General features: G+C 61.7%; 20 protein-coding genes. 15 read left to right on the top strand and 5 right to left on the bottom strand.

Annotation, left to right across the window (positions count from 1 at the left end):
• Positions 1 to 59 precede the first annotated feature (59 nt).
• Positions 60 to 875 carry a ParA family protein gene (locus WKW82_RS35025; protein ID WP_340347690.1) on the top strand — a complete coding sequence of 272 codons (816 nt, stop codon included), beginning with the start codon at positions 60 to 62 and terminating at the stop codon, positions 873 to 875.
• Positions 876 to 1,015: 140 nt separating this feature from the next.
• Here the strand turns inward: WKW82_RS35025 and WKW82_RS35020 are convergent, their stop codons facing one another.
• On the bottom strand, positions 1,016 to 1,462 hold the full coding sequence (locus WKW82_RS35020) for a hypothetical protein (RefSeq protein ID WP_340347688.1): 447 nt from the start codon (positions 1,460 to 1,462) through the stop codon (positions 1,016 to 1,018).
• A gap of 905 nt (positions 1,463 to 2,367) precedes the next feature.
• On the opposite strand from WKW82_RS35020, the gene WKW82_RS35015 reads away from it, so the two are divergent.
• Complete coding sequence (locus tag WKW82_RS35015; protein ID WP_340347687.1) at positions 2,368 to 3,393, top strand: tyrosine-type recombinase/integrase; 1,026 nt, start codon at positions 2,368 to 2,370, stop codon at positions 3,391 to 3,393.
• A 204-nt stretch (positions 3,394 to 3,597) separates the two neighbouring features.
• Positions 3,598 to 4,050, top strand: coding sequence for a hypothetical protein (locus WKW82_RS35010; protein ID WP_340347686.1), 453 nt, complete (start codon positions 3,598 to 3,600; stop codon positions 4,048 to 4,050).
• Positions 4,051 to 4,162: 112 nt separating this feature from the next.
• On the opposite strand, the gene WKW82_RS35005 is transcribed toward WKW82_RS35010, so the two are convergent.
• The 4 genes from WKW82_RS35005 to WKW82_RS34990 are packed head-to-tail and all read right to left on the bottom strand — an operon-like array spanning position 4,163 to position 6,497.
• Positions 4,163 to 4,468 carry a hypothetical protein gene (locus WKW82_RS35005; protein WP_340347685.1) on the bottom strand — a complete coding sequence of 102 codons (306 nt, stop codon included), beginning with the start codon at positions 4,466 to 4,468 and terminating at the stop codon, positions 4,163 to 4,165.
• Complete coding sequence (locus WKW82_RS35000) at positions 4,458 to 4,793, bottom strand: hypothetical protein (RefSeq protein ID WP_340347684.1); 336 nt, start codon at positions 4,791 to 4,793, stop codon at positions 4,458 to 4,460. Before WKW82_RS35000 ends, WKW82_RS35005 begins: the two co-directional genes overlap by 11 nt.
• A gap of 4 nt (positions 4,794 to 4,797) precedes the next feature.
• The gene (locus tag WKW82_RS34995; RefSeq protein WP_340347683.1) at positions 4,798 to 5,703 is read right to left on the bottom strand and encodes a ParB/RepB/Spo0J family partition protein; all 906 of its coding nucleotides are present in this window, start codon (positions 5,701 to 5,703) and stop codon (positions 4,798 to 4,800) included.
• Positions 5,700 to 6,497: a ParA family protein gene (locus WKW82_RS34990; RefSeq protein ID WP_340347682.1), complete on the bottom strand. Its 798-nt coding sequence runs from the start codon at positions 6,495 to 6,497 to the stop codon at positions 5,700 to 5,702. The genes WKW82_RS34995 and WKW82_RS34990 overlap by 4 nt, the downstream gene beginning before the upstream one ends.
• Before the next feature lie 275 nt (positions 6,498 to 6,772).
• On the opposite strand from WKW82_RS34990, the gene WKW82_RS34985 reads away from it, so the two are divergent.
• From WKW82_RS34985 to WKW82_RS34930, 12 genes are all read left to right on the top strand, one after another.
• The gene (locus WKW82_RS34985) at positions 6,773 to 7,333 is read left to right on the top strand and encodes a hypothetical protein (RefSeq protein ID WP_340347681.1); all 561 of its coding nucleotides are present in this window, start codon (positions 6,773 to 6,775) and stop codon (positions 7,331 to 7,333) included.
• 63 nt (positions 7,334 to 7,396) lie between these two features.
• Positions 7,397 to 7,693, top strand: a complete 297-nt coding sequence (locus WKW82_RS34980) for a hypothetical protein (protein WP_340347744.1) — start codon at positions 7,397 to 7,399, stop codon at positions 7,691 to 7,693.
• Positions 7,694 to 7,698: 5 nt separating this feature from the next.
• On the top strand, positions 7,699 to 7,989 hold the full coding sequence (locus tag WKW82_RS34975; RefSeq protein ID WP_340347742.1) for a TrbC/VirB2 family protein: 291 nt from the start codon (positions 7,699 to 7,701) through the stop codon (positions 7,987 to 7,989).
• Positions 7,990 to 8,385: a VirB3 family type IV secretion system protein gene (locus WKW82_RS34970; RefSeq protein WP_340347679.1), complete on the top strand. Its 396-nt coding sequence runs from the start codon at positions 7,990 to 7,992 to the stop codon at positions 8,383 to 8,385. It abuts the gene before it with no gap.
• Between the two features lie 12 nt (positions 8,386 to 8,397).
• A complete protein-coding gene (locus WKW82_RS34965; RefSeq protein WP_340347677.1) occupies positions 8,398 to 10,914 on the top strand; it encodes a VirB4 family type IV secretion/conjugal transfer ATPase in 2,517 nt (838 codons plus the stop codon).
• Positions 10,907 to 11,641, top strand: coding sequence for a TrbJ/VirB5 family protein (locus WKW82_RS34960; RefSeq protein WP_340347676.1), 735 nt, complete (start codon positions 10,907 to 10,909; stop codon positions 11,639 to 11,641). Before WKW82_RS34965 ends, WKW82_RS34960 begins: the two co-directional genes overlap by 8 nt.
• 230 nt (positions 11,642 to 11,871) lie before the next feature.
• Complete coding sequence (locus WKW82_RS34955; protein WP_340347674.1) at positions 11,872 to 12,924, top strand: TrbL/VirB6 family protein; 1,053 nt, start codon at positions 11,872 to 11,874, stop codon at positions 12,922 to 12,924.
• Positions 12,925 to 13,079: 155 nt separating this feature from the next.
• Complete coding sequence (locus tag WKW82_RS34950) at positions 13,080 to 13,805, top strand: VirB8 family type IV secretion system protein (protein ID WP_340347672.1); 726 nt, start codon at positions 13,080 to 13,082, stop codon at positions 13,803 to 13,805.
• Positions 13,802 to 14,632, top strand: coding sequence for a TrbG/VirB9 family P-type conjugative transfer protein (locus WKW82_RS34945; protein WP_340347670.1), 831 nt, complete (start codon positions 13,802 to 13,804; stop codon positions 14,630 to 14,632). Before WKW82_RS34950 ends, WKW82_RS34945 begins: the two co-directional genes overlap by 4 nt.
• Positions 14,629 to 15,996, top strand: a complete 1,368-nt coding sequence (virB10, locus tag WKW82_RS34940; protein ID WP_340347668.1) for a type IV secretion system protein VirB10 — start codon at positions 14,629 to 14,631, stop codon at positions 15,994 to 15,996. Before WKW82_RS34945 ends, virB10 begins: the two co-directional genes overlap by 4 nt.
• The gene (gene virB11, locus WKW82_RS34935; RefSeq protein ID WP_340347666.1) at positions 15,965 to 17,080 is read left to right on the top strand and encodes a P-type DNA transfer ATPase VirB11; all 1,116 of its coding nucleotides are present in this window, start codon (positions 15,965 to 15,967) and stop codon (positions 17,078 to 17,080) included. Before virB10 ends, virB11 begins: the two co-directional genes overlap by 32 nt.
• Positions 17,046 to 18,980, top strand: a complete 1,935-nt coding sequence (locus WKW82_RS34930; protein ID WP_340347665.1) for a type IV secretory system conjugative DNA transfer family protein — start codon at positions 17,046 to 17,048, stop codon at positions 18,978 to 18,980. The genes virB11 and WKW82_RS34930 overlap by 35 nt, the downstream gene beginning before the upstream one ends.
• Positions 18,981 to 18,992 lie beyond the last annotated feature (12 nt).

Here is an 18,992-nt window from a genome sequence, read left to right as displayed (position 1 = left end):
TTTCTGCGACGCGCTTCATCGCCTTGGCGTCAAACTTACTGTTTCTTCACGAGGAATAAATGGCTCGCATCTTCTGCATCGCCAACCAGAAAGGCGGCGTCGGCAAGACAACGACCACGGTCAATCTTGCCGCGGGCCTGGCCAAGGTCGGTCAACGCGTGCTCATGATCGACCTCGACCCGCAGGGCAACGCGACCATGGGCTCGGGCATCGACAAGCGCCAGATCGAGTTCACCGTCTATGACGTGCTGCTGGAATCCGCCACCGTGGCGGAGGCGCGCATCACCGCCGACGAGTGTGGCTACGACGTGCTCGGCGCCAACCGGGAGTTGGCCGGCGCCGAAGTGGAAATGGTCTCCCTCGATCGTCGGGAGAAGCGGCTGCGTACCGCGCTCGCCGCGGTGGGTGCCGACTACGACTTCATCCTGATCGACTGCCCGCCGAGCCTGAGCCTGCTCACGCTCAACGGACTCTGCTCCGCGCATGGCGTGATCGTGCCGATGCAATGCGAGTACTTCGCGCTCGAAGGGCTCACCGACCTGGTCAACACGATCAAGCAGGTGAATGCCAACCTCAACAAGAATCTTCAGACCATCTTCCTGTTGCGCGTGATGTTCGACCCTCGCATCACGTTGCAGCAGCAAGTGAGCGACCAGCTCAAGGCGCACTTTGGCAGCAAGGTGTTTGACACGGTGATCCCGCGCAATGTCCGGCTCGCCGAAGCGCCGAGCTTTGGCTTGCCAGGCATAGTTTTCGATCCGGCCGCAAGGGGCAGTCAGGCGTATTCCGCATTCGCGCAGGAGATGGTGAGAAAGCTGGCCTCAGCCGGAACAGAAGCCGCGATGACGCCTGTCGCAGCCGCTGAAACAGCGTAGTCGCTTGGACTGGCGGGTGAAATCGGTCAGACTGGTTGCGTCGCATCGAGCCGGTGCGGGTTGGTGCGCGATGGTCCGATTGTGCGAGAGTAGTGGTGCACCGTCGGGCAGATCGTCAGGCCCCAGAACGTTTCTGCAAGTCACCTGAGCACCCGGACTCTCCGACACGGCAGATGCCCCAGCGCTGCGGCATCAATGCGGCGCAAGAGAAGATCATCGGGTTGCCAGTAGCCACCCCGTGCAATGAAGCGATTGGCCGCGTCAACGATCGGGGCCTTTGCTGCCTGTGTCTGCGATTCGGGTGCCATGAAGTCTGCCATGCGGGCGACCTGCTGTGTGCTCAACCGGGCGACATCGAGCACGCCGTCGGCGCCGATGTCGAGCATGGAAAAGGTGCGGTGCACGACACGCAACGGCGTTCCCTCCCCCAATTCAACGGTGATGCTGGCCTGGCGGACGCGCTGGCCCGCGAAGTCCGGTAGTCGAGAGGGGCTTTCTTGGCGGAGCATTCGCATGAAGGCTGCGGCCGCGAGCGCCTCCGGCATCTCTTCCGGCGAGACGAGAAACACCTTCGACGACATGCCCATGAAACTTCTCCTCAACACCACGACCAGCACGGCTCGGGGAGAGGTCCTTCGCTGCGCTTGGAACACATCTGGCGGCGCTGCATGTGCGCGCACAAGGTCGACCCCGTTTTCGGAGTTTCCCTGCTTCCATCCATTCGCCCAGGGGCGTGACCCGCGTTGACATCCTGCCAATTGTGCCGGCGTCTGCCAAAGGCATGAAAATGGCGTCATGACTGACTTTGGCCCGCTTTCCGAACGAGGTGTTCTGAAGCCGACTTCCCCGCCGGCTGACGGCGAACGTTCCGTCGCGCGAGCTATCACACCCGCAAGTGAAGATGATGCAGCAACGACGCGTTTCGGCGCTGCGGCCATCGTGCTTGACCGCTTGGACACGCGGCCGCTGCATCTGCGAACGGCTCGGCGAGCATGGTGGAAGTTTTGGACCTGAGAGCCAGGTGATGCACATTCGCCAAGCGGGATGCCTGTTGTGGCCCAGCGGCATTGACGCCCGCGACGGCGAGTTGAGTCAGGCGATGGAGTCGTTTGCGCAGTCCGGCAGCATCATGCGAATGGCATCAGGCTCGCCGGCGGCCACAGTGACGGGCGGGGACGTTCCAGGGATCGGGATGCAGAAGGCAGCGGCGCCGGTGGCCTTGAAGAGCGCCCCTACTGCGTCAAGGACAACTTGGTAAAGATGTTCCTGTAGTGAGGACTGGCATTGCTGATTGTGAGGCTGTACTTCAAGTCCAGCCGATGCCCGGATTGTCATACGCTTGGCGTGCATGTGCTGAACGAGCCTCTAGGCCCGCCATTTAAAACCTACTAACGGTATCCCGCTGGGTTTAGCACGCATCGCATCCGCCGAAAAAGCAGCACTGCCAAAACAAAGCACCGAATCGCTCGCGTCTTCCGTTAGTATGTTTGCGATGCCATCCCTCTCCCTGTTCTCCAATACCCCGGCTGAAACCCACAGCGCTGCCTTCGAAAGCTGGCTGGCCGATCAGCGTGCTGCCGGTACATTGCGTCAAGACTCCTCGATGGACGTCTACCGGGAGATGTGGACTGCCTTCACAGCCTGGTGTCTTGGCGAGCAGCCTGCCGTGACCCTGGCTTCGCTGGACACGCGCGACCTCGAGGCGTTCCATGCGGCGCGGTTCGGCACCAAAAGTTCGGACCTGTCGCTTTCGCCTCGACATGCGCTGCGATTGATGCGACTCATTGACCGGGTGCTTCGTCACCATGCTGCAGAAGTGGACCAAGCCCCTAATACGGCGGCGGCCGACTGGATTGCGAGCCACCCAGCAGTTCGGTATGCGGATGCTGCCAGCGCAGACCCGCTTCCCGAGTTCCTGTCCGTTGCCGAAGCCCGACAGTTGATCGCTTACCTCTCGGCCGCCCGGCCACGACCGGGGCTATCGGAGGCCCGTCGCAACAGCCACGCCTCGTTCACTTGGCAGGAGCTTCGCAATCGCACGGCGGTGGCACTTCAACTGGGCGGCGGACTGACGCCGGGGGACGTGCGTGTGCTGACGATGAAGTCGCCAACGTCGCAAGGCGGGCGCGTGCGCGAGCGACCCTGGAAAGTCTCGGTGCCAGGCAATGGGAATTCGCTTCCGCGCGAGACACCCATCGCGCCTTGGGCAGGCGAGTTGCTGCAGCACTGGATGCAGGTCCGTGCCGAGACCGGCATCGCGGGTGAGTTCCTGCTTCCCTCCACGCGTACAGGCAAGCCATGGAGCAAGCTGTCGCACTATGAATGCGCACGCCAGGTGCTCGAGGACGCGGGTTTGGACAGCAGCGAAGGCGGGTCCTTCCGCTTGCGGCACACCTTCGCGATTCGCCAGTTGCGCCGAGGGACAGACGCCGTGCAGGTCGCGCGCTGGCTTGGTATCGAACCGCAGGCGATGCGCAAATACGATCGGGTTGTCGCCGCACCGACCGACGTCATCTGAAAGCAGACCGAGTTCGGCGAGGCGGACGCAGGCGTGAGGACTGCCGACTGCGCTTGAAGACCTCGCAGGCTACGAGCCCGCTGGTCATAGGTGAGGGATCGGAGTTCGCCATCATGCGTGCGTGGCATGTTCCACGCCACGCCCGAGTTGGATAGCATTTCGTAACCTCGGAGCGAGAGGCCCCGATATCTCTCGGACTCAACCATGAAACTCCAGCGTGAAGATGTTGTCGTCCGGATAGTCCTATGGATCGGGGCGTGCGCCCTGCCCATGATGGTGTACTTGAATATTCGCGACAGGATGGCATCGCGAGATGCACTGCGCGCGGCTCAAGACTGGTCGGTGAGCGGCGATGCGATCGGCACAAGCGACCTTATTGTCGATGCACACCAGGCGTGCAACCTGCTCGGACTGAGTTTCATCGACTGCGCGAGTCTGCCCGAGCCCCTTGGATATCAGATCGGCGCGGGCGCCATCGCGGCCAGCGCCGTGGCAAGACGCGAGGAGTATTTTGAACGCTGCAAGGCGAACTACCGCATCGATAGCTGCAGCGAGGTTCTAAATCGGGCAGTGAGAATTTGCCAGGCAATGCGCCGTACCGAGTACCGGGGACTTGCTGGGCACCGTGGGGAAAGCAGCCCGCGCACCATTCAATAGCATGAGGCCACTTGCAAATGGGCGCCGTGGGCTTGGACGGGGATCGCAACGTGGGGCAATGAGCCGGGCTTCCGGACTCGGGATATGGACTGAACGTCTTGAAGGGGGAGCCCTACTCTCGGGAAGCTTGCTCATGCTCGCGCATGCGCCTTTTGAAAACCGCATGCGCTGCCTTCACCGCGTCGGCGGGGCCCCTCAACGTGACCTCCGACCATCCCTCGGGCAACGCGAATTTCTTGACCTGCTTGACTACCTCTGCACGAATCGCATAGATGCGCTTGTCGAGCAATGCGTACTCTAACGCCAGCTTCTGGGGGGCTTCGTTCTGGAGGAACATTCGTCTCGCGATTTCCGCAGTTTGTCCGTCGAAGCGACGCTCGCGAAGGACGCGCTCAAGAATGGGTTCGTCAACGATCATGGCTAGGCGGGAGTGTCATGAAGAGGCTCATCACGGCGAGGAACACCCAGTAGAGCATCAACGTCCCGATCGAGAAGGCCAGCATGCCCCAACGCGGAAACCGTGGGTCTCCGATCAGAAAGCCAAAAATCAGGGTCACAACGAAGCTAAAAAAGGCGATCGGCACAAGTGTCGCCCGAAGCAACGGCTCAAGCAGGATGAGCACCGCACAGCATGTCAGGCGCACCAGCTGCCAGACGACAAAGAGCAAAGCACCCAGCATTCGAATTGCAAACGATCTTCGAGGGGCAGCGAACTCACGACGGTCGAACTGAATCTTGGCCATATCCTTACTCCTCCGTGGCCCAGCAAACGAGCCGCAAATCATTCAGTTTGACAACGTCGCGCGAGCCGTCGCCGAAACGCACTTCTGCAGCGTCGTGATCGCGTGCCTTGAAACGCAGCGAGCCGCGTCGCCCGGCGTGCTCGACCACCAGTACCGTGCGTCCCGCACTGGGTGCGCCGAAGCCCTTGACGCCGCCAGCGCTTGATGACGTCCTGGGCTTTGCTGACTCGTGGTCGCCCTGGCGCCAGAACGGCCCCAGAGTAGACCGGTTGATCGCGCCATCGCCCGCTAACAGGGCAGCCGCGCGCTCGGGCTGCGCCTTCAACGTCAAAGCCAGCCGATAGAGCGCGCGCACATCCGTGCCAAGCCGGCCTGATTCGAATGCCATGCGGATTTCCGGACCTGCCTCGATCAGGCATGCCGCCTCCGTGATGAACGAGCGCGACTTGTTGAGTCGCCTGCCGATTTCGGCGCGCGAGTGCCCCTCCTTTTCGCGCTCCGCGATGAACGTCGCCAGGTCGAACGGCGACATGTTTTCCCGATGCAGGTTCTCCGCGGCCTGCGCGAATGGATCGATGCGCTCGTCCAGAAACGCCGGCACCTCGGCCAACCCTGCCTCGCGCGCAGCGCGAACGCGCCGTTCTCCACGATTGACAATGAACCAGCCCTCGCGATCATGGTCCGTCCTCAGCGAGACAGGCTCCAGAACGCCGTACAACTTGATGGAGGAGGCCAACTCTCCAATCGAGGTTTCGTCAACGCTTCGCCGCGGTTGTTTGGGATCGAAGTCGATCAGCGAGAGCGCAACCAGCATGGGTTTGCCAAGCGCGACGGCTGGCTCCGCCTGGAGCAGATCACTCGCCTTGAATTGAACCAGGCCGCTGAGATCGAGACCCCGCATTGCACTCATGCTGCGCCCTCCTCTACCACTTGAGCAGTTCCGGAATGCATGCGTTGCATGAGCAAACGGAACACTTCGAACACCTCTTCGCTCGCTTCGCGTGAAGAGGTCTTGGTGAGCTGCCAGACGGGCACGCCGGCGGCAAGCGCTTCGGGAATGGCGGAGCGGGTGGAAATCTTGGCGGGCAGCACGAATTGCCCGTAGTTGGTTATCAGGTCGCGCAGCGCGGCCTTTTGCCGCAACGAGTGCGGATTGAACCGGTTGGCCACGACGCCGCCCAATTTCAGGCGTGGGTTGTAGCGCTTCTGCACGCCGAAGATCGTCTTGAGCATGTCCGTGACGCCCTCGATGCTGTACTCCTCCAGCTCGATCGGGCACACAACGACATCGGCAGCGATCAACGCTGCACTCATGCGCAAACCAAGTGCTGGCGGGGTATCGATGACCACGTAGTCATAGGATCGGGACAGCGCGGAGAGTTGCTGCCGGAACGCCGGAACGATCACTTCTGCCCGTGCCAACTCGACATCGGCGAGACGCTTGCTTCCCTTGAGCAATGTGATGCTCCCGGGCGCCGGCTCATCGACGGATTCCGTTACACATGGTGCATCGGCCGAGAACAGCGCTGCTGCCTCATGTCCTCCGCCAAATCGCGCGAGCGATTTGGAGCAGTTACATTGCGAATCAAGATCGATCACGCACACTGCGGCGCCATTTTTGGCCGCAAGCCACTGCGCAAAAAGTACTGCGAGCGTCGATTTACCAACCCCGCCCTTCTGATTGCTGATCACGACGATACTCATTGGAGTTCTCCTTCGTTCGCAGTGGTGAAAACTTTAGTTCCATGCTTCGTACGAGCGGTTGCAAAACTTGCGAGGCCCAATACTTTGGACGTCTTGAATGAACGGCGGCGGCGTCCTAGCATTTCGATAGAAAGACAAAATCCGTTTGCACTACACACGCAGACGCACAATACGGATGTTCGTCTGTACTTGTCAAGTTTCTATAGCTAGCCATAGAATACATGTAGCAACATATTCCACTTGACAACGTCCGAATTGCGTGAAACATTGCGCCCATGCAAGTCCGGGTGGTTCAACGCATCGCTGCTGTGTTGAAAGGTTTGGGGAAGCCTTCCGCGGCTTCCTGCCCGCTTGTCGCACTCTCCGTATCAATCGCCCTTGTTTCCGGAGCGGCAACGAGCCAGCCCTCTTCTTCGATGAAGGTGAGCTCTGCCGAACAGTCCGCGCGTGAGAACGACCGGCTGCTGGTGCTTCGAAGCGAACTCAAGAAGTCCGAAGCGCTCGTCGAGTCGCTCGCGAGACGCAGGGCCGAGCGATTGGCCGCCGCTGACGTGGCAGCCGCGGACGAAGCGGAAAACGATCGCATCCGTGTCTTGAGTGATATCGCCGGCATCAAACGTGAGATCGCCGCCACTCCCGCCGCGTCAGCGCCCCCTGGGAGCGCGGGCGCTGTCGCCGTGACTGCAAAGCCAGCACAGCCCAAGGCCGAGAAGGTCGCTCCATGGTGGGACGTCTACGGCAAGCCCCGGCGAGCGGATACCGCCGGCCCTGATGTTTCCGCCCAGGCGTCCGGGCCAGCCCCGGCTCGCCTCGAACCGCACCGTCGCATGGAGTAATCCACATGGCTGTCTTCGCTATCCCTGAGAATCTCGCGCCATCGATCAATAAAAAGGACAGACATGGCAACGACCCGTCGGGTCAGAAAGACCGCGCCGGAACTGGAGCTACCGGGGAACGAAGTCTCGCAGGTGGAATTCATCGGGCTGCTCCAGAAGCGCGCAGTTCACGAACTGGTGATCGTGGAGTTCGCCCCCAACCTGTATCGGATAGAGGCCATCATTGCGTGGAGAACGGGACGCTGGACCCTGACAGGCTGGCGGGCACCGCGCAATTTCAGGTCGCTGGAAACACTGGTACGTCAACTCAAGACGATGGGCGCAACGCACACCGTGACACGGCTGGAGCTCCTGCCTTAGCGGTCATTCGAGGAGCCTGCATTCATGCCTTTTGGAAGGGGCTTGCACTGCTCGTTTTGGTCCTGCCCGGCATCGCGCTGGCCGGCAGCCCGTTCGCCACCGGTGCCAACGCCACCCAAAGCCAGTTGGTGAGCATCCTGACGCCGCTCGCCGCCGTGGCAGTGATGGTCTCGGGAGTGATGGCCTGGTTCGGGCGAGTCAGCTGGTGGTGGATGGTAGGTGTCGTCCTCGGCACGGTGCTGGTTTTTGGCGGACCACAGATCGTGTCGTGGATCCGTGGGATGTTCGGCGTCTGATTGACGTCTGTCGCATGGGACCTGGCCGCCATGAACCGCAACAAGGGCATCGTCGCCGACACGCTGTTTGTCGGAATGACCCGCCCATCGATGATCTGGGGCGTGACGTACTCGGCCATGATGTTCAACGTCGTGATCACGACCGAATCGTTCATCGTGACGAAGAACCTGGCCTGGTTGCTGGCGTTCGTGCCAATCCACGGGGTGCTGTACCTCGTCTGCCTCTACGAGCCACGCTTCTTCGACTTGCTGCAGCTGTGGGGCCGCACACGACTACCCGCCCTTATTGCGGGCAATGTGCGCTACTGGCGTGCGAACTCGTACAGTCCGCTCGCGCTTGACCTGCCCAAATTGAACGGCCGGCGCCGGCACGCGCCTGCACGCGTCATGCTCTGAGGAGCAGGCCAGATGGCACTCACCCTGCGCAAGGATCGAACGCTTCGCCGTGAGGCCAGCGCCGCTTCGATGATCCCCTTGCTCGCACACGTGGACGAACACGTCGCCAGGACGAGGGCCGGCGATTATGTCCAATCCTTTCGCTTGGCAGGCGCGAGCTTCGAGAGCGCTGACGATGAGGACATCAACAGCTGGCACGAGCGGTTGAACGTGTTTCTGCGCAACATTGCATCGCCCAACCACGCAGTGTGGAGCCATGTCATCCGGCACCGAGAGCCAGGCTACCCTGTCGGCCGCACCGTCCCCGGCTTCGCACACGACCTCGAACAGCGTTACCGGCGCAAGATGGCCGGTGAGCGACTGATGGTCAACGAGTTGTACCTGTCGCTTGTGTTTCGGCCTCAGCCCACACGCATCGGCAACACGACGCTGCGCATCCTCAAGAAGGCCGACCGTGAAGGCGAGCGCAGCGAGCTGGCCGACTCCCTGGACGAATGCACAAAGAAGCGGCAGGAACTGCTTGCAGCACTGGAACGATACGACCCGGAGCCGCTGGGCATCTATCGGCTGGAGGGCACCCGCGTCCTGTTCTCCTCCTTCCTGGAGTTTCAGGCGCTGCTCATCAACGGCGAGTGGCAGCGCATTCCGCTGCCGCGCGCTCCGTTGAACGAGGTGCTGGCGACGACCCGTCCATTCTTCGGCAACGAGGCCATGGAATACCGGACAGGCACGCAAACACGCATCGGCGCATTCCTGGGCATCAAGGAGTACCCGACACCGACGGCGCCGGGCATGTTCGGCTCGCTCCTGACGGCGCCGTTCCCCTTCGTGCTGACGCAGAGCTTCACATTCCTCGGCAAAGGCGCAGCCACCGACATGATTACCCGCCAGCACAATCGCATGGCTGCAGCCGGCGACATGGCCGTGTCCCAGGCAGAAGAGCTCAAGGATGCACTCGACGATCTGATGAGCAATCGGTTCGTTGTCGGCGACCACCATTTCACATTGCAGGTGCTTGCCGATGCGTACGACGGTCTCAGCGAGGCGGAAGGGCGCCCGCGCCTCAAGCAGTTGAACGACAACGTGGCAAGGGCCCGCTACCTGCTGGGTGACACCGGCATGGTCGTGGCCCGCGAGGACCTCGCGCTCGAGGCCGCCTTCTGGGCGCAGCTTCCTGGCAACTTCGCCTTCCGCACCCGCAAGGCTCCCATCACCAGCCGCAATTTTGCGGCGATGTCACCCTTCCACAATTTCCCGACCGGTCGTGCAAGCGGGAACTACTGGGGCGATGCGCTGACGATGTTCATGACGCGCGCCGGCTCGCCCTACTTCTTCTCGCTCCACGCCAGCGATCCGCGTAGCGCCGATGGCGGCAGTCGCAGGGACGTCGGACACCTCACAAGCGTGGGCCCGGTTGGCACCGGCAAAACCACCTTCCTGGGATTTTGCATGGTCGCGATCTGCAACCGCCTCGACGCCACCCAGGTGATCTTCGACAAGGACGAGGGCTTGCACATTCTCGTGCGCGCCTTGGGCGGTCAATACCTCCCGCTCAAGAATGGCGCACCGACCGGCTGCAATCCGCTCCAACTCGACGCGACGATCTCCCACAACGTCGAATTCATGCGTCATTGGTTGCGTCGGCTCGTGCTACGCACCCCGTCGGACACCCTGACGGTGCGGCAGGAGGACGATCTCGACCAGGCTCTCAGAGGCACCCTTCGGCTGGATCCTCCGTTTCGGCGACTCTCCCGCCTCGCCGCCTTCCTGGATATCACCGATCCCGAGGGCATGCAAGCGCGGCTGCGCAAATGGTGCGCGTCCGAGGGCGGCGACTATGCCTGGGTATTTGATAACGCCTACGACGAGGTGGCGCCGATACTGTCCCGCCACTCGCTTGTCGGCTTCGACGTTACCGATTTTCTTGACAACGACGTGGTCCGGGCGCCCCTCACCATGTACCTCTTCCATCTGGTCAACCAGATGGTGGATGGCCGGAAGCTCGTGTGCTGGATGGACGAGTTTGCCAGGCTGCTGAACGACCCGGCCTTTGCGAAATTCGCGAAGAATGGCCTGGAGACTTGGCGCAAGAAGAACGCAAACCTTGCGACATTCACGCAGAGTACCAGTCATGTTCTTGACTCAACCATCGCGCGTGCGATCGTCGAGCAGACACCGACAAAGATCCTGTTTCCGAATCCGGAGGCGGACTACAAGGAATACACCGAAGGGTTCAACCTGACTGATCGCGAGTTCGCACTGATCAAGCAGGAGCTTGAACCAGGCTCGCGGCAATTCCTCATCAAGCAGAACCACATCAGCGTGGTCGCGCAGCTCGACCTTGCGGGGTTCGATGACGCGCTACACGTGATCTCCGGCCGCACCGGCAACGTCCACTTGATGCAGCAGTTAATCAACGTCCACGGGCCACACCCCGACCATTGGCTGCCGCAGTTCCTGGCAGCAGTCTCAGCCACGCCAGACACCGCCCTTTCCACGCCCTTCTCCAAGGAGAAATCTCATGCGTAGCCGACTCTTCGCAATGTTGATCGCAGCCGCTGCCTTCCTCACGCCCTTGCATGCCAATGCGGGAATCCCCGTGATCGACTTCGCCGCGCTCGGGAGCCTCATGCAACAACTCATGGCCTGGCAACAGCAGTTGCAAGGCATGGAAAAGCAATATGAGCAGCTCAAACAGTCGAAGGACCAGTTGCAGCAGACGTACAACGCGATGACGGGCAGCCGCGGGATGGAGCAGCTGCTGCCAACTTCGGATGCGGCACGCAACTATCTGCCAACAAGTTACGGCGAATTGATGAGCACGATCAACGGCAATTCGACGAGCTACGCCGGGCTGGCAGACAAGGTCCAGTCGATTATGAAAGCCAACAGCATCTTGTCGAACACACAGATGGACGCGTTGACCCCCCAAATGCGGCAGGAAGTAGAACAGGGTCGCCAAGCGTCAGCGATGCTCAGTGGCATGACGCAGGCGGCGTACCAGAACACCAGTCAGCGATTTTCTGCGCTTCAACAGCTGATCAGCCGAATCGGCAGTGCGCAGGATCCGAAGGCGATCCAGGACCTGCAGGCGCGCATTCAAGCCGAGCAGGCCATGCTGACGAACGAACAAACCAAGCTGCAAAGCCTTTATGAGGTCGCAAGGTCGAATGAGCTAGCGCAGAAGCAGCGGGTTCGGGAGCAAGTGATATCTGGTCACGGTGATTTCGGTGCTCGCTTCCTTCCGGCCCCTTGATCATGCCCAAGTCAGTCATCTGGATCTTCGTCGTGATCGTAGCCGTCAGCATTGCCGGCGGATACCAATACTTTAGAACAAACGAAGCTCCTCCAGCCGTGCCGCAGGTGCAGCCTGATCCCGTCCCACCACCTGCGCCCACCCAACCAAAGCCGACGCCAGACCACGGGAATTTCCAGAAACGCTTTCAACCATCTATGCCATCCAGCAAGTGAGAGCGAGGCAATGAAATGTTCTTCCAGCAGTTCTGGGCTTGGTTGACCAACACATTGACAGACTATGTCGCTATTCACACCGCAATCGTGGCCGCAGCGATTGAACCTGCAGCAGTCACCCTCGCCACCATCTACGTAATGATGTGGGGATTCATGAGTATGACGGGTCGAATTCAAGAGCCGGTATGGGAAGGAGTCAAGCGCATAGTCTTTATCGTTCTGGTCCTGGGAGTCGGCCTTCGTCTGTGGAGCTACAACGGAGTCATAGTTGATACATTCTTCAACGCACCGGGTCAACTGGCCGCTGCAATTTCAGGGGCATCCGATCCCGTCGAAGTTATCGACACCATTTGGAATCAAGGAGGAACTGTCGCTTCAGTTCTTTGGAACAAGGGCGGGGTCCTGAGTGGAGATGTTGGGTTCTACATCGCCGGCGCGGTTGTGTACTTCATCATGGGCGGCGTAGCCGTTTACGCACTCTTCCTGATGGCCTTGGCAAAGCTTGCTTTGGCCATTATCTTGGCGATCGGGCCTTTGTTCATCAGCCTCCTGTTCTTCGAAGCAACGCGACGATTTTTTGAAGCGTGGGTTGCGCAACTGGCAAATTACGGGCTGATTGCGATCCTGAGTACATTGGTCGCTTCATTGATGTTGCGTGTCGTCTCGTCATATGCCAGTCAAACTGCCGCAAGGGGCGCCGCCATCGTTACGGTAGATGCGCTGAACATGGTGCTATGCGCGTCGCTCGTCCTCCTTCTCATGCGGCAAGTGATGCCTATTGCATCTGGCCTCGCCAGCGGTATCGCTTTGAGTTCGTTTGGATTTGTTAGCGGTGCGGTGCGATGGGGAATGGGCGGAGCACGGCGCACAACATACGAGTTCAGTCGGGGGCTTCTCGATGGCCTGAAGAGGGAGCCTGGGAGTAGATGGGATTCATTTCGTCGACTTGCAGGCAACCGCGTGGGTGCCGGCGTCGCCAACACATGGGACCGTGCAAGCGGAGCGCGCCGCGGCGGTACATTGATCCCGCGTGAGCAGGTCATGCCAGACCCGAACCGTCGCCGCTGAGCGCCGAAGATCATCCATGAAGACCGTACTCGCCTTGTTCATTTGCGCTGCGATGGTTGGTTGCGGCACGCGCCCTCCGCTTCCTCCCGAATGCGAGGGTTCGCTCAGCCCGATCAACGGGCAGCCCAGTACCGTATCCACCGTGGGGGCGATCCGTGAATCGCGAACCAACCCTTGATCGCTATCTGCTCGAAGCCCAGAGCTGGGAGATGGATCGCGCCCGTCGTGCGGAGCGGTCTTCGAAGATCGCCTGGACAGTCGCGGGCGCTGCCTCGCTCATCGCGCTAGTCGCAGTCGGGGCTGTAGCCGGCTTGACACCCCTCAAGCAACCGGTCCCCGTCATCATTCGCGTCGACAGCAGCAGCGGCGTAGTCGACATTGTTCCCACGTATGAAGGAACCACGGACATCGAGCAGGTGGTCACGCGAAACCTGCTCTCGACGTACGTCATTGCACGCGAACGCTACTTCTACGGGACCGCGGAGGCTGACTATGACCTGGTTGCCGCCGAGAATTCACCTCGACTGAACCAGGAATGGGCAACGCTCTGGAACGTCAACAACCCGCTGTCGCCCCTCAACGTCTTCAAGGATGGGACAACGGTCCGCACGCAAGTGCGTTCAGTCACATTCCTCAAGCTGGAAAGCGGCCGCGACAAGCTGGCCCAGGTTCGCTTCAGCCGCTACGCCCGCCCGGGCGGGACCGGCGAGGAACAGGCCAGCCACTGGGTTTCGACCATCGAGTTCGCATACATCCAGCCTTCCAAGGATGACAAGACTAGGTCCTTGAACCCGTTGGGCTTTCGGGTGCTCGAGTACCGGCGGGAGCCAGAGGTTGCTGCAAGCGGTGTCGATCCGCCCGCCAAGGCAGGTCTGCGATGAGATCACTGTTCGCGGCACTGCTTGCAGGGGCCTTGGCGCTCGTTGCTGCGCCGGACCGCACCGCCGACGCCGCAACGGTGCCACCCGCAGGAAGGGTTGATGCACGCATTCGCGTCGTCGCCTACAACCCGGATGACGTCATCACGCTGCAGGGCTACGTTGGCTACCAGATCCATCTGCAGTGGGCCGAAGGAGAAGAGTTCATCAACCTCGGTTCCGGCGACAACGGCGCTTTCGACGTCGGCGCGGAACGCAATCACTTCTTCATCAAGCCGAAGGAGGCGCATGCCTCGACCAACCTCACGGTGCTGACGAATCGACGGGCCTACCACTTCGACTACGTCGTCTCCGCCAACGCGCCCACCGGCGGCGCCGCCAAGCGCATGGTCTATTCAATTCGCTTCACCTATCCCGAAGATGACGCGCGACTTGCCGCTGCCGAGCGGGAGCGGCAATTGACCGAGGCACGCATCCGTCAGTCGACCGCCGGCAGGCCGCTCAACACCGACTACTGGTTTTGCGGCAGCAGTAGCCTGAAGCCCATGAGCGCCGTTGACGACGGAGTCCAGACGCGCCTGCGCTTCCAGGCAAGATCCGAGTTTCCGGCGATGTTCGTCCAGAACGACGATGGCACGGAATCCCTGTTGAATTTCAACGTCGAGGACGACGAGGTCGTCATCCACCGGGTCGCCCGGCGCTTCGTCCTGCGGCGGGGCAAGCTGGTGGGCTGCGTTCTGAACCAATCCTACGCGGGCGGCGGCGCGCGCACCAAGTCGAACACGAGTGTGCCGGGGGTCCAGCGCACCAACACGGGAGACGGCCCATGACCTGGCAGGATCGATTTCGCCATGAGCCACCTGCCCCGCCGCCCCCGCCCGGTGGCTCGCCGTCCAGCGACGGTGGGGCTGAATCTTATGAGGTTGATCGGGACACCGGTGAGATCCTTCCGCGAGGGGAAGCTCTGCAAGCTCGAAACGATCGGTCCGATGCAAATGCAGGAGCGGCCACGGTGCAGGGCGAGCGAGCAATCCCGTCGGTCAACCGCGAGCGTTCTATCCAGTCCCGTGTCAGCGGCTCGCTCGCGCTGGGTACGTTCGTTCTACTCGGCGCCGGGTTCATGTTCTGGTACTACAACACGCAGTACACGAAGGCGCATGAGGTCGAAGAGTCCGCGAAGAAGGCCGCTGCGGCGCGCGCAGGGGGTGAGATGAGAGTTCCCCCTCTGGGCCGCGTGGATCCGCCCCGCCCTGCGCAAGGGACCGCTCCCGTTGCTGCTCCCAGTGCCCTGCCCCCGTCGCCTGCCGCAGCGACACCGAATCCCAACGCAGGTCCGCCGCAGAAGACTCCGGAGCAACTTGCGCTGGAGCGTCAACTCGGCTTCCCGGTTCTCCGTCGCGCGCAGCCGACTCAGGGCGCAGGTGCTGCCGCCGCCTATGGGGCGTACGGTTCGCAGCCCATGCCTGGCGCGCTTCCTGGGATGGCGCAACTCCTCGGATCCCTGCAGATGCCAGGCACGGCAACTCCCGTCTCGGGCGGAATGCTGGCGGCCAATCTCAAGCCAACCCCCACGCCCGCCGTGACGGCGCAAATGCTGCCGACGCGACGCATGTTGCTGCCCAAGGGCGCATTCATCGATTGCACGCTGGAGACGGCGATCGACTCCACCTACGAAGGCATGACCACCTGCATTGGCGCAAGTGACATCTACGGAGCTGACGGCAAAGTCGTACTGCTCGAGCGCGGCACCAAATACGTCGGCGAGCAGCGCGGCGAACCGCGTCACGGCCAGGGCCGCGTTTTTGTGGTCTGGAACGAGGCCCGCACACCGACGGGCGTCGTCGTGCAGCTAGCTTCTCCGGGCACCGACGAGCTTGGCCGAAACGGCCTTCCCGGCTTCGTCGACCGGCATTTCTGGGAGCGCTTTGGCGCGGCCATCCTCATATCGGTCATCGACGGCACGATGCAGGCCATCGCCGCTCACCAGCAAAGCGGCACCAACGTCGGCAGCGGCGGTGGCGTGGTACTCGGGCCGCAAAGCGGGCGCGACGTCGTGACCGAAGTACTTCGCAGCACCATCAACATTCCACCCACTGTCATCAAGAACCAGGGTGAACGAATCCAGATTCTTGTGGCACGTGATGTGGACTTCAGGACTGTCTATGCACTCCGAAACGATCCAGCCAATCCGTGAGATCGCTCCGCGCGTGCCACCCCAGGCGCTGGGCGGCATTGCACCAGCCGAGGGGCCATCATCGCTATCCTTGTTCCTCGGCCCGCTTGCATCCTTGCTCGACGACCCCGAAGTCACCGAGATCTGCATCAATCAACCGGGCTCGGCATTCGTGGAGCGGCAGTCCGGATGGACACAGCAGACTCTCCCGTTCGCGACCTTCGAGTGGTGCATGTCGATCGCCAAGCTCGTCGCGAACTTCACGCGGCAGCGCATTTCGGCCAACGAGCCGTTGCTGTCCGCCACGTTGCCAGGCGGCGAGCGCATCCAGATCGTGCTTCCGCCTGCGACCGAGGACCGGACCGTCTCGATCACGATCCGCCGGCCATCTAACGTGCTGTGGACGCTGGAAGAACTCGAGGCCTTGCACGTCTTCGAGTGCACTCGCGGCGCACCGACCGTTCGGTATCGGGCGGCCGGCGACATCGCGCTTGCACCTGCCGACCGGGAATTGATGGGCTTGCTGGCAACGCGCAGGTTCGTTGAGTTCCTTCGCCGTGCCGTGCAACTGCGCAAGAACATTCTGCTGTCGGGCGCCACCGGGTCGGGCAAGACCACCATCAGCAAGGCCCTGATCCTTGCAGTGCCCGCTGATGACCGGCTGGTAACGATCGAGGACGTGAAGGAACTGTCGCTGCGCAACCAGCCGAATCACGTGCGCCTCTTCTATTCGCAGGGTGCACAAGGTCAAGCATCGGTCACGCCCGGACAGTTGCTCGCAAGTGCGAAACGCCAACGTCCGGATCGGGTCTTCGTTTCCGAACTGCGCACGGGCGACGAGGTCTACGACTACTTGGTGTCGGTGAACACGGGCCATCCCGGCTCGATCACGAGCATCCATGCGGACAACGCCGAGATGGCATTTGTGGCGCTCGCGCAGCTCATGAAGCGCAGCGAGGCCGGCCAGGGGATGAGCACGCGCGAAGGCGTAGAACTGGCGCAGCTCAGCGTGGACGTTGTGGTCCAGTGCGCGCGCGACCGCCAGCGCCGCGTGGTGCGAGAGATATGGTATGACCCGGACACCAAGCTCCGAGGACTCGCGTAGCCCGTTCAAGGTCCTGATCGCGCTGCTGCTCGCAGCGGTGGTGGGCCTGTACCTCGCGGGCTATTTTTTTCTGATGGCGGTGAAGTTGCCTCCGCACGATGCCACCCCGCTCACAACCTATCGGTACTGGCAGGACTACGGTGAGCGGGCTGACATCCGTCGCACTTTGCTGATGGCGCTGGCCGGGGGTGAAGGACTTGCGCTTGGGGTGATCGGCTTCGCGGTCCTTCCGCGCCGCCGCCCCTTGCACGGCGACGCGCGTTTCGCGCGCCGGCGTGAGATCGAACGGGCGGGTCTGCTCGGCGAGAGCGGAATCATCCTCGGACGTCTGGGCAACCGATACCTGGTGCTCCCGGGTCAACAGGGAGTCGAGCTTGAAGCCCCGCCGCGCAGTGGCAAGGGGGTGGGGGTCGTCATTCCGAACCTTCTGAACTGGCCGGGTTCAACGATTGTCAGCGACATCAAGGGCGAGAATTTCATCCGCACTGCGGGCTATCGCAAGGCTCATGGGCAGGAGGTCCATCTTTTCGATCCGCTGTCGGAGCGGGAGCGTTCCTCACGCTGGAACCCGTTGGGCTACGTCTCCGAAGTCCCCTACCGGTGCATCGACGACCTGCAGCGCATCGGCACGATGCTCTTTCCCGATCCCCACGCGGGTGACCCGTTCTGGACATCGTCTGCACGTTCGCTTTTCCTGGGCATCGCGCTGTATCTTTTCCAGACCGAAGGCGCGACGCGCACGCTCGGCGAGGTGCTGCGCCAAGGCATGGCCAGCGATGACGAAGGCTTCCAGAAGCACTGGAAGCGGGTCATCGATGCGTGTGAGCGCGCAGGCTATCCGCTGTCGCAGGAAACGGTGCAAAGTCTGTACGACGTGATCGATCTTGCGCCCACCACGGCCTCGAGCATTCGCAAGACCTTCACCAGTCGCCTGGATCTCTGGCTGAATCCGATGATCGATGCGGCCACCTCGGCGAACGACTTCGATCTGCGCGAGTTACGCAAGCGCCCGATCTCCATTTACGTGCAGATCAATCCGGATAACATTGCAAGGTTGCAACCGCTTCTGAACCTGTTCTTCCAGCAGGCAATTGGTCTGCAGACGCGCGAGTTGCCGGAGAACAACCCGAAGCTGCGGCACCAACTACTCCTCATGCTGGACGAGTTCCCCGCCCTGGGGCGCATCCCGGTCATCGCGGAGTCCACCGCGTTCCTGCCCGGATACAACGTCCGCACGGTGATCATCGTCCAGTCGAACTCCCAGCTCATCGAGAAGTACGGCGTCGAAGGGGCCAAGTCCATCCGCAAGATGCTGGCAGCGCGCATCGTCTTTCCGCCAAAGGAGTTCGAGGACGCCGAGGCGGTCTCGCGCGAACTCGGCACCTACACCGTCAAGCAGAAAAACGTCAGCCGCCCGATGTGGGGCGGCGCCGGCAAATCACCGAGCGTGAGCATCAGCGAGCAGCCTCGACGCCTGCTGCTGCCCCAGGAGGTCAAGGAGCTCGGCGCCGACCGGTTGATCCTCTTCTACGAAGGGCTGCGCCCCGTGCTGGCACACCGCGTCTTCTACTTCCGCGACAAGTACTTCGCCAAGCGCGAACTGCCCCCTCCCGAAGTGCCAAGGCTCGAAATCGCCAATCCGTCGGTCCTGCCTACATCGACAGCCGCACTGGAAGACCAGAACACTGCCACTGCCAAGCCAACCCGTTCCTTCTCATCCAGCACCCATGCCCACGCCAAGGAGGTACCCGAAATGCAAGTTGATCCCGCTCGTCTTGACGACCTCAAGCTCGATGACTTTTCCCTTGACTTCGACGATGTCGTGATCCCGAAGGCTGGGTGGACCGATGCGGAGGTGCAAGCCGCCGCCGACAGGTTCGTCTCGCAGCTGCTCGATTGAAACCGCGAGGCG

Source organism: Variovorax rhizosphaerae, from assembly GCF_037889975.1.
In the GTDB taxonomy this organism is placed as follows: domain Bacteria; phylum Pseudomonadota; class Gammaproteobacteria; order Burkholderiales; family Burkholderiaceae_C; genus Variovorax; species Variovorax rhizosphaerae.
This window is presented reverse-complemented; position numbering and strand designations above follow the sequence as displayed.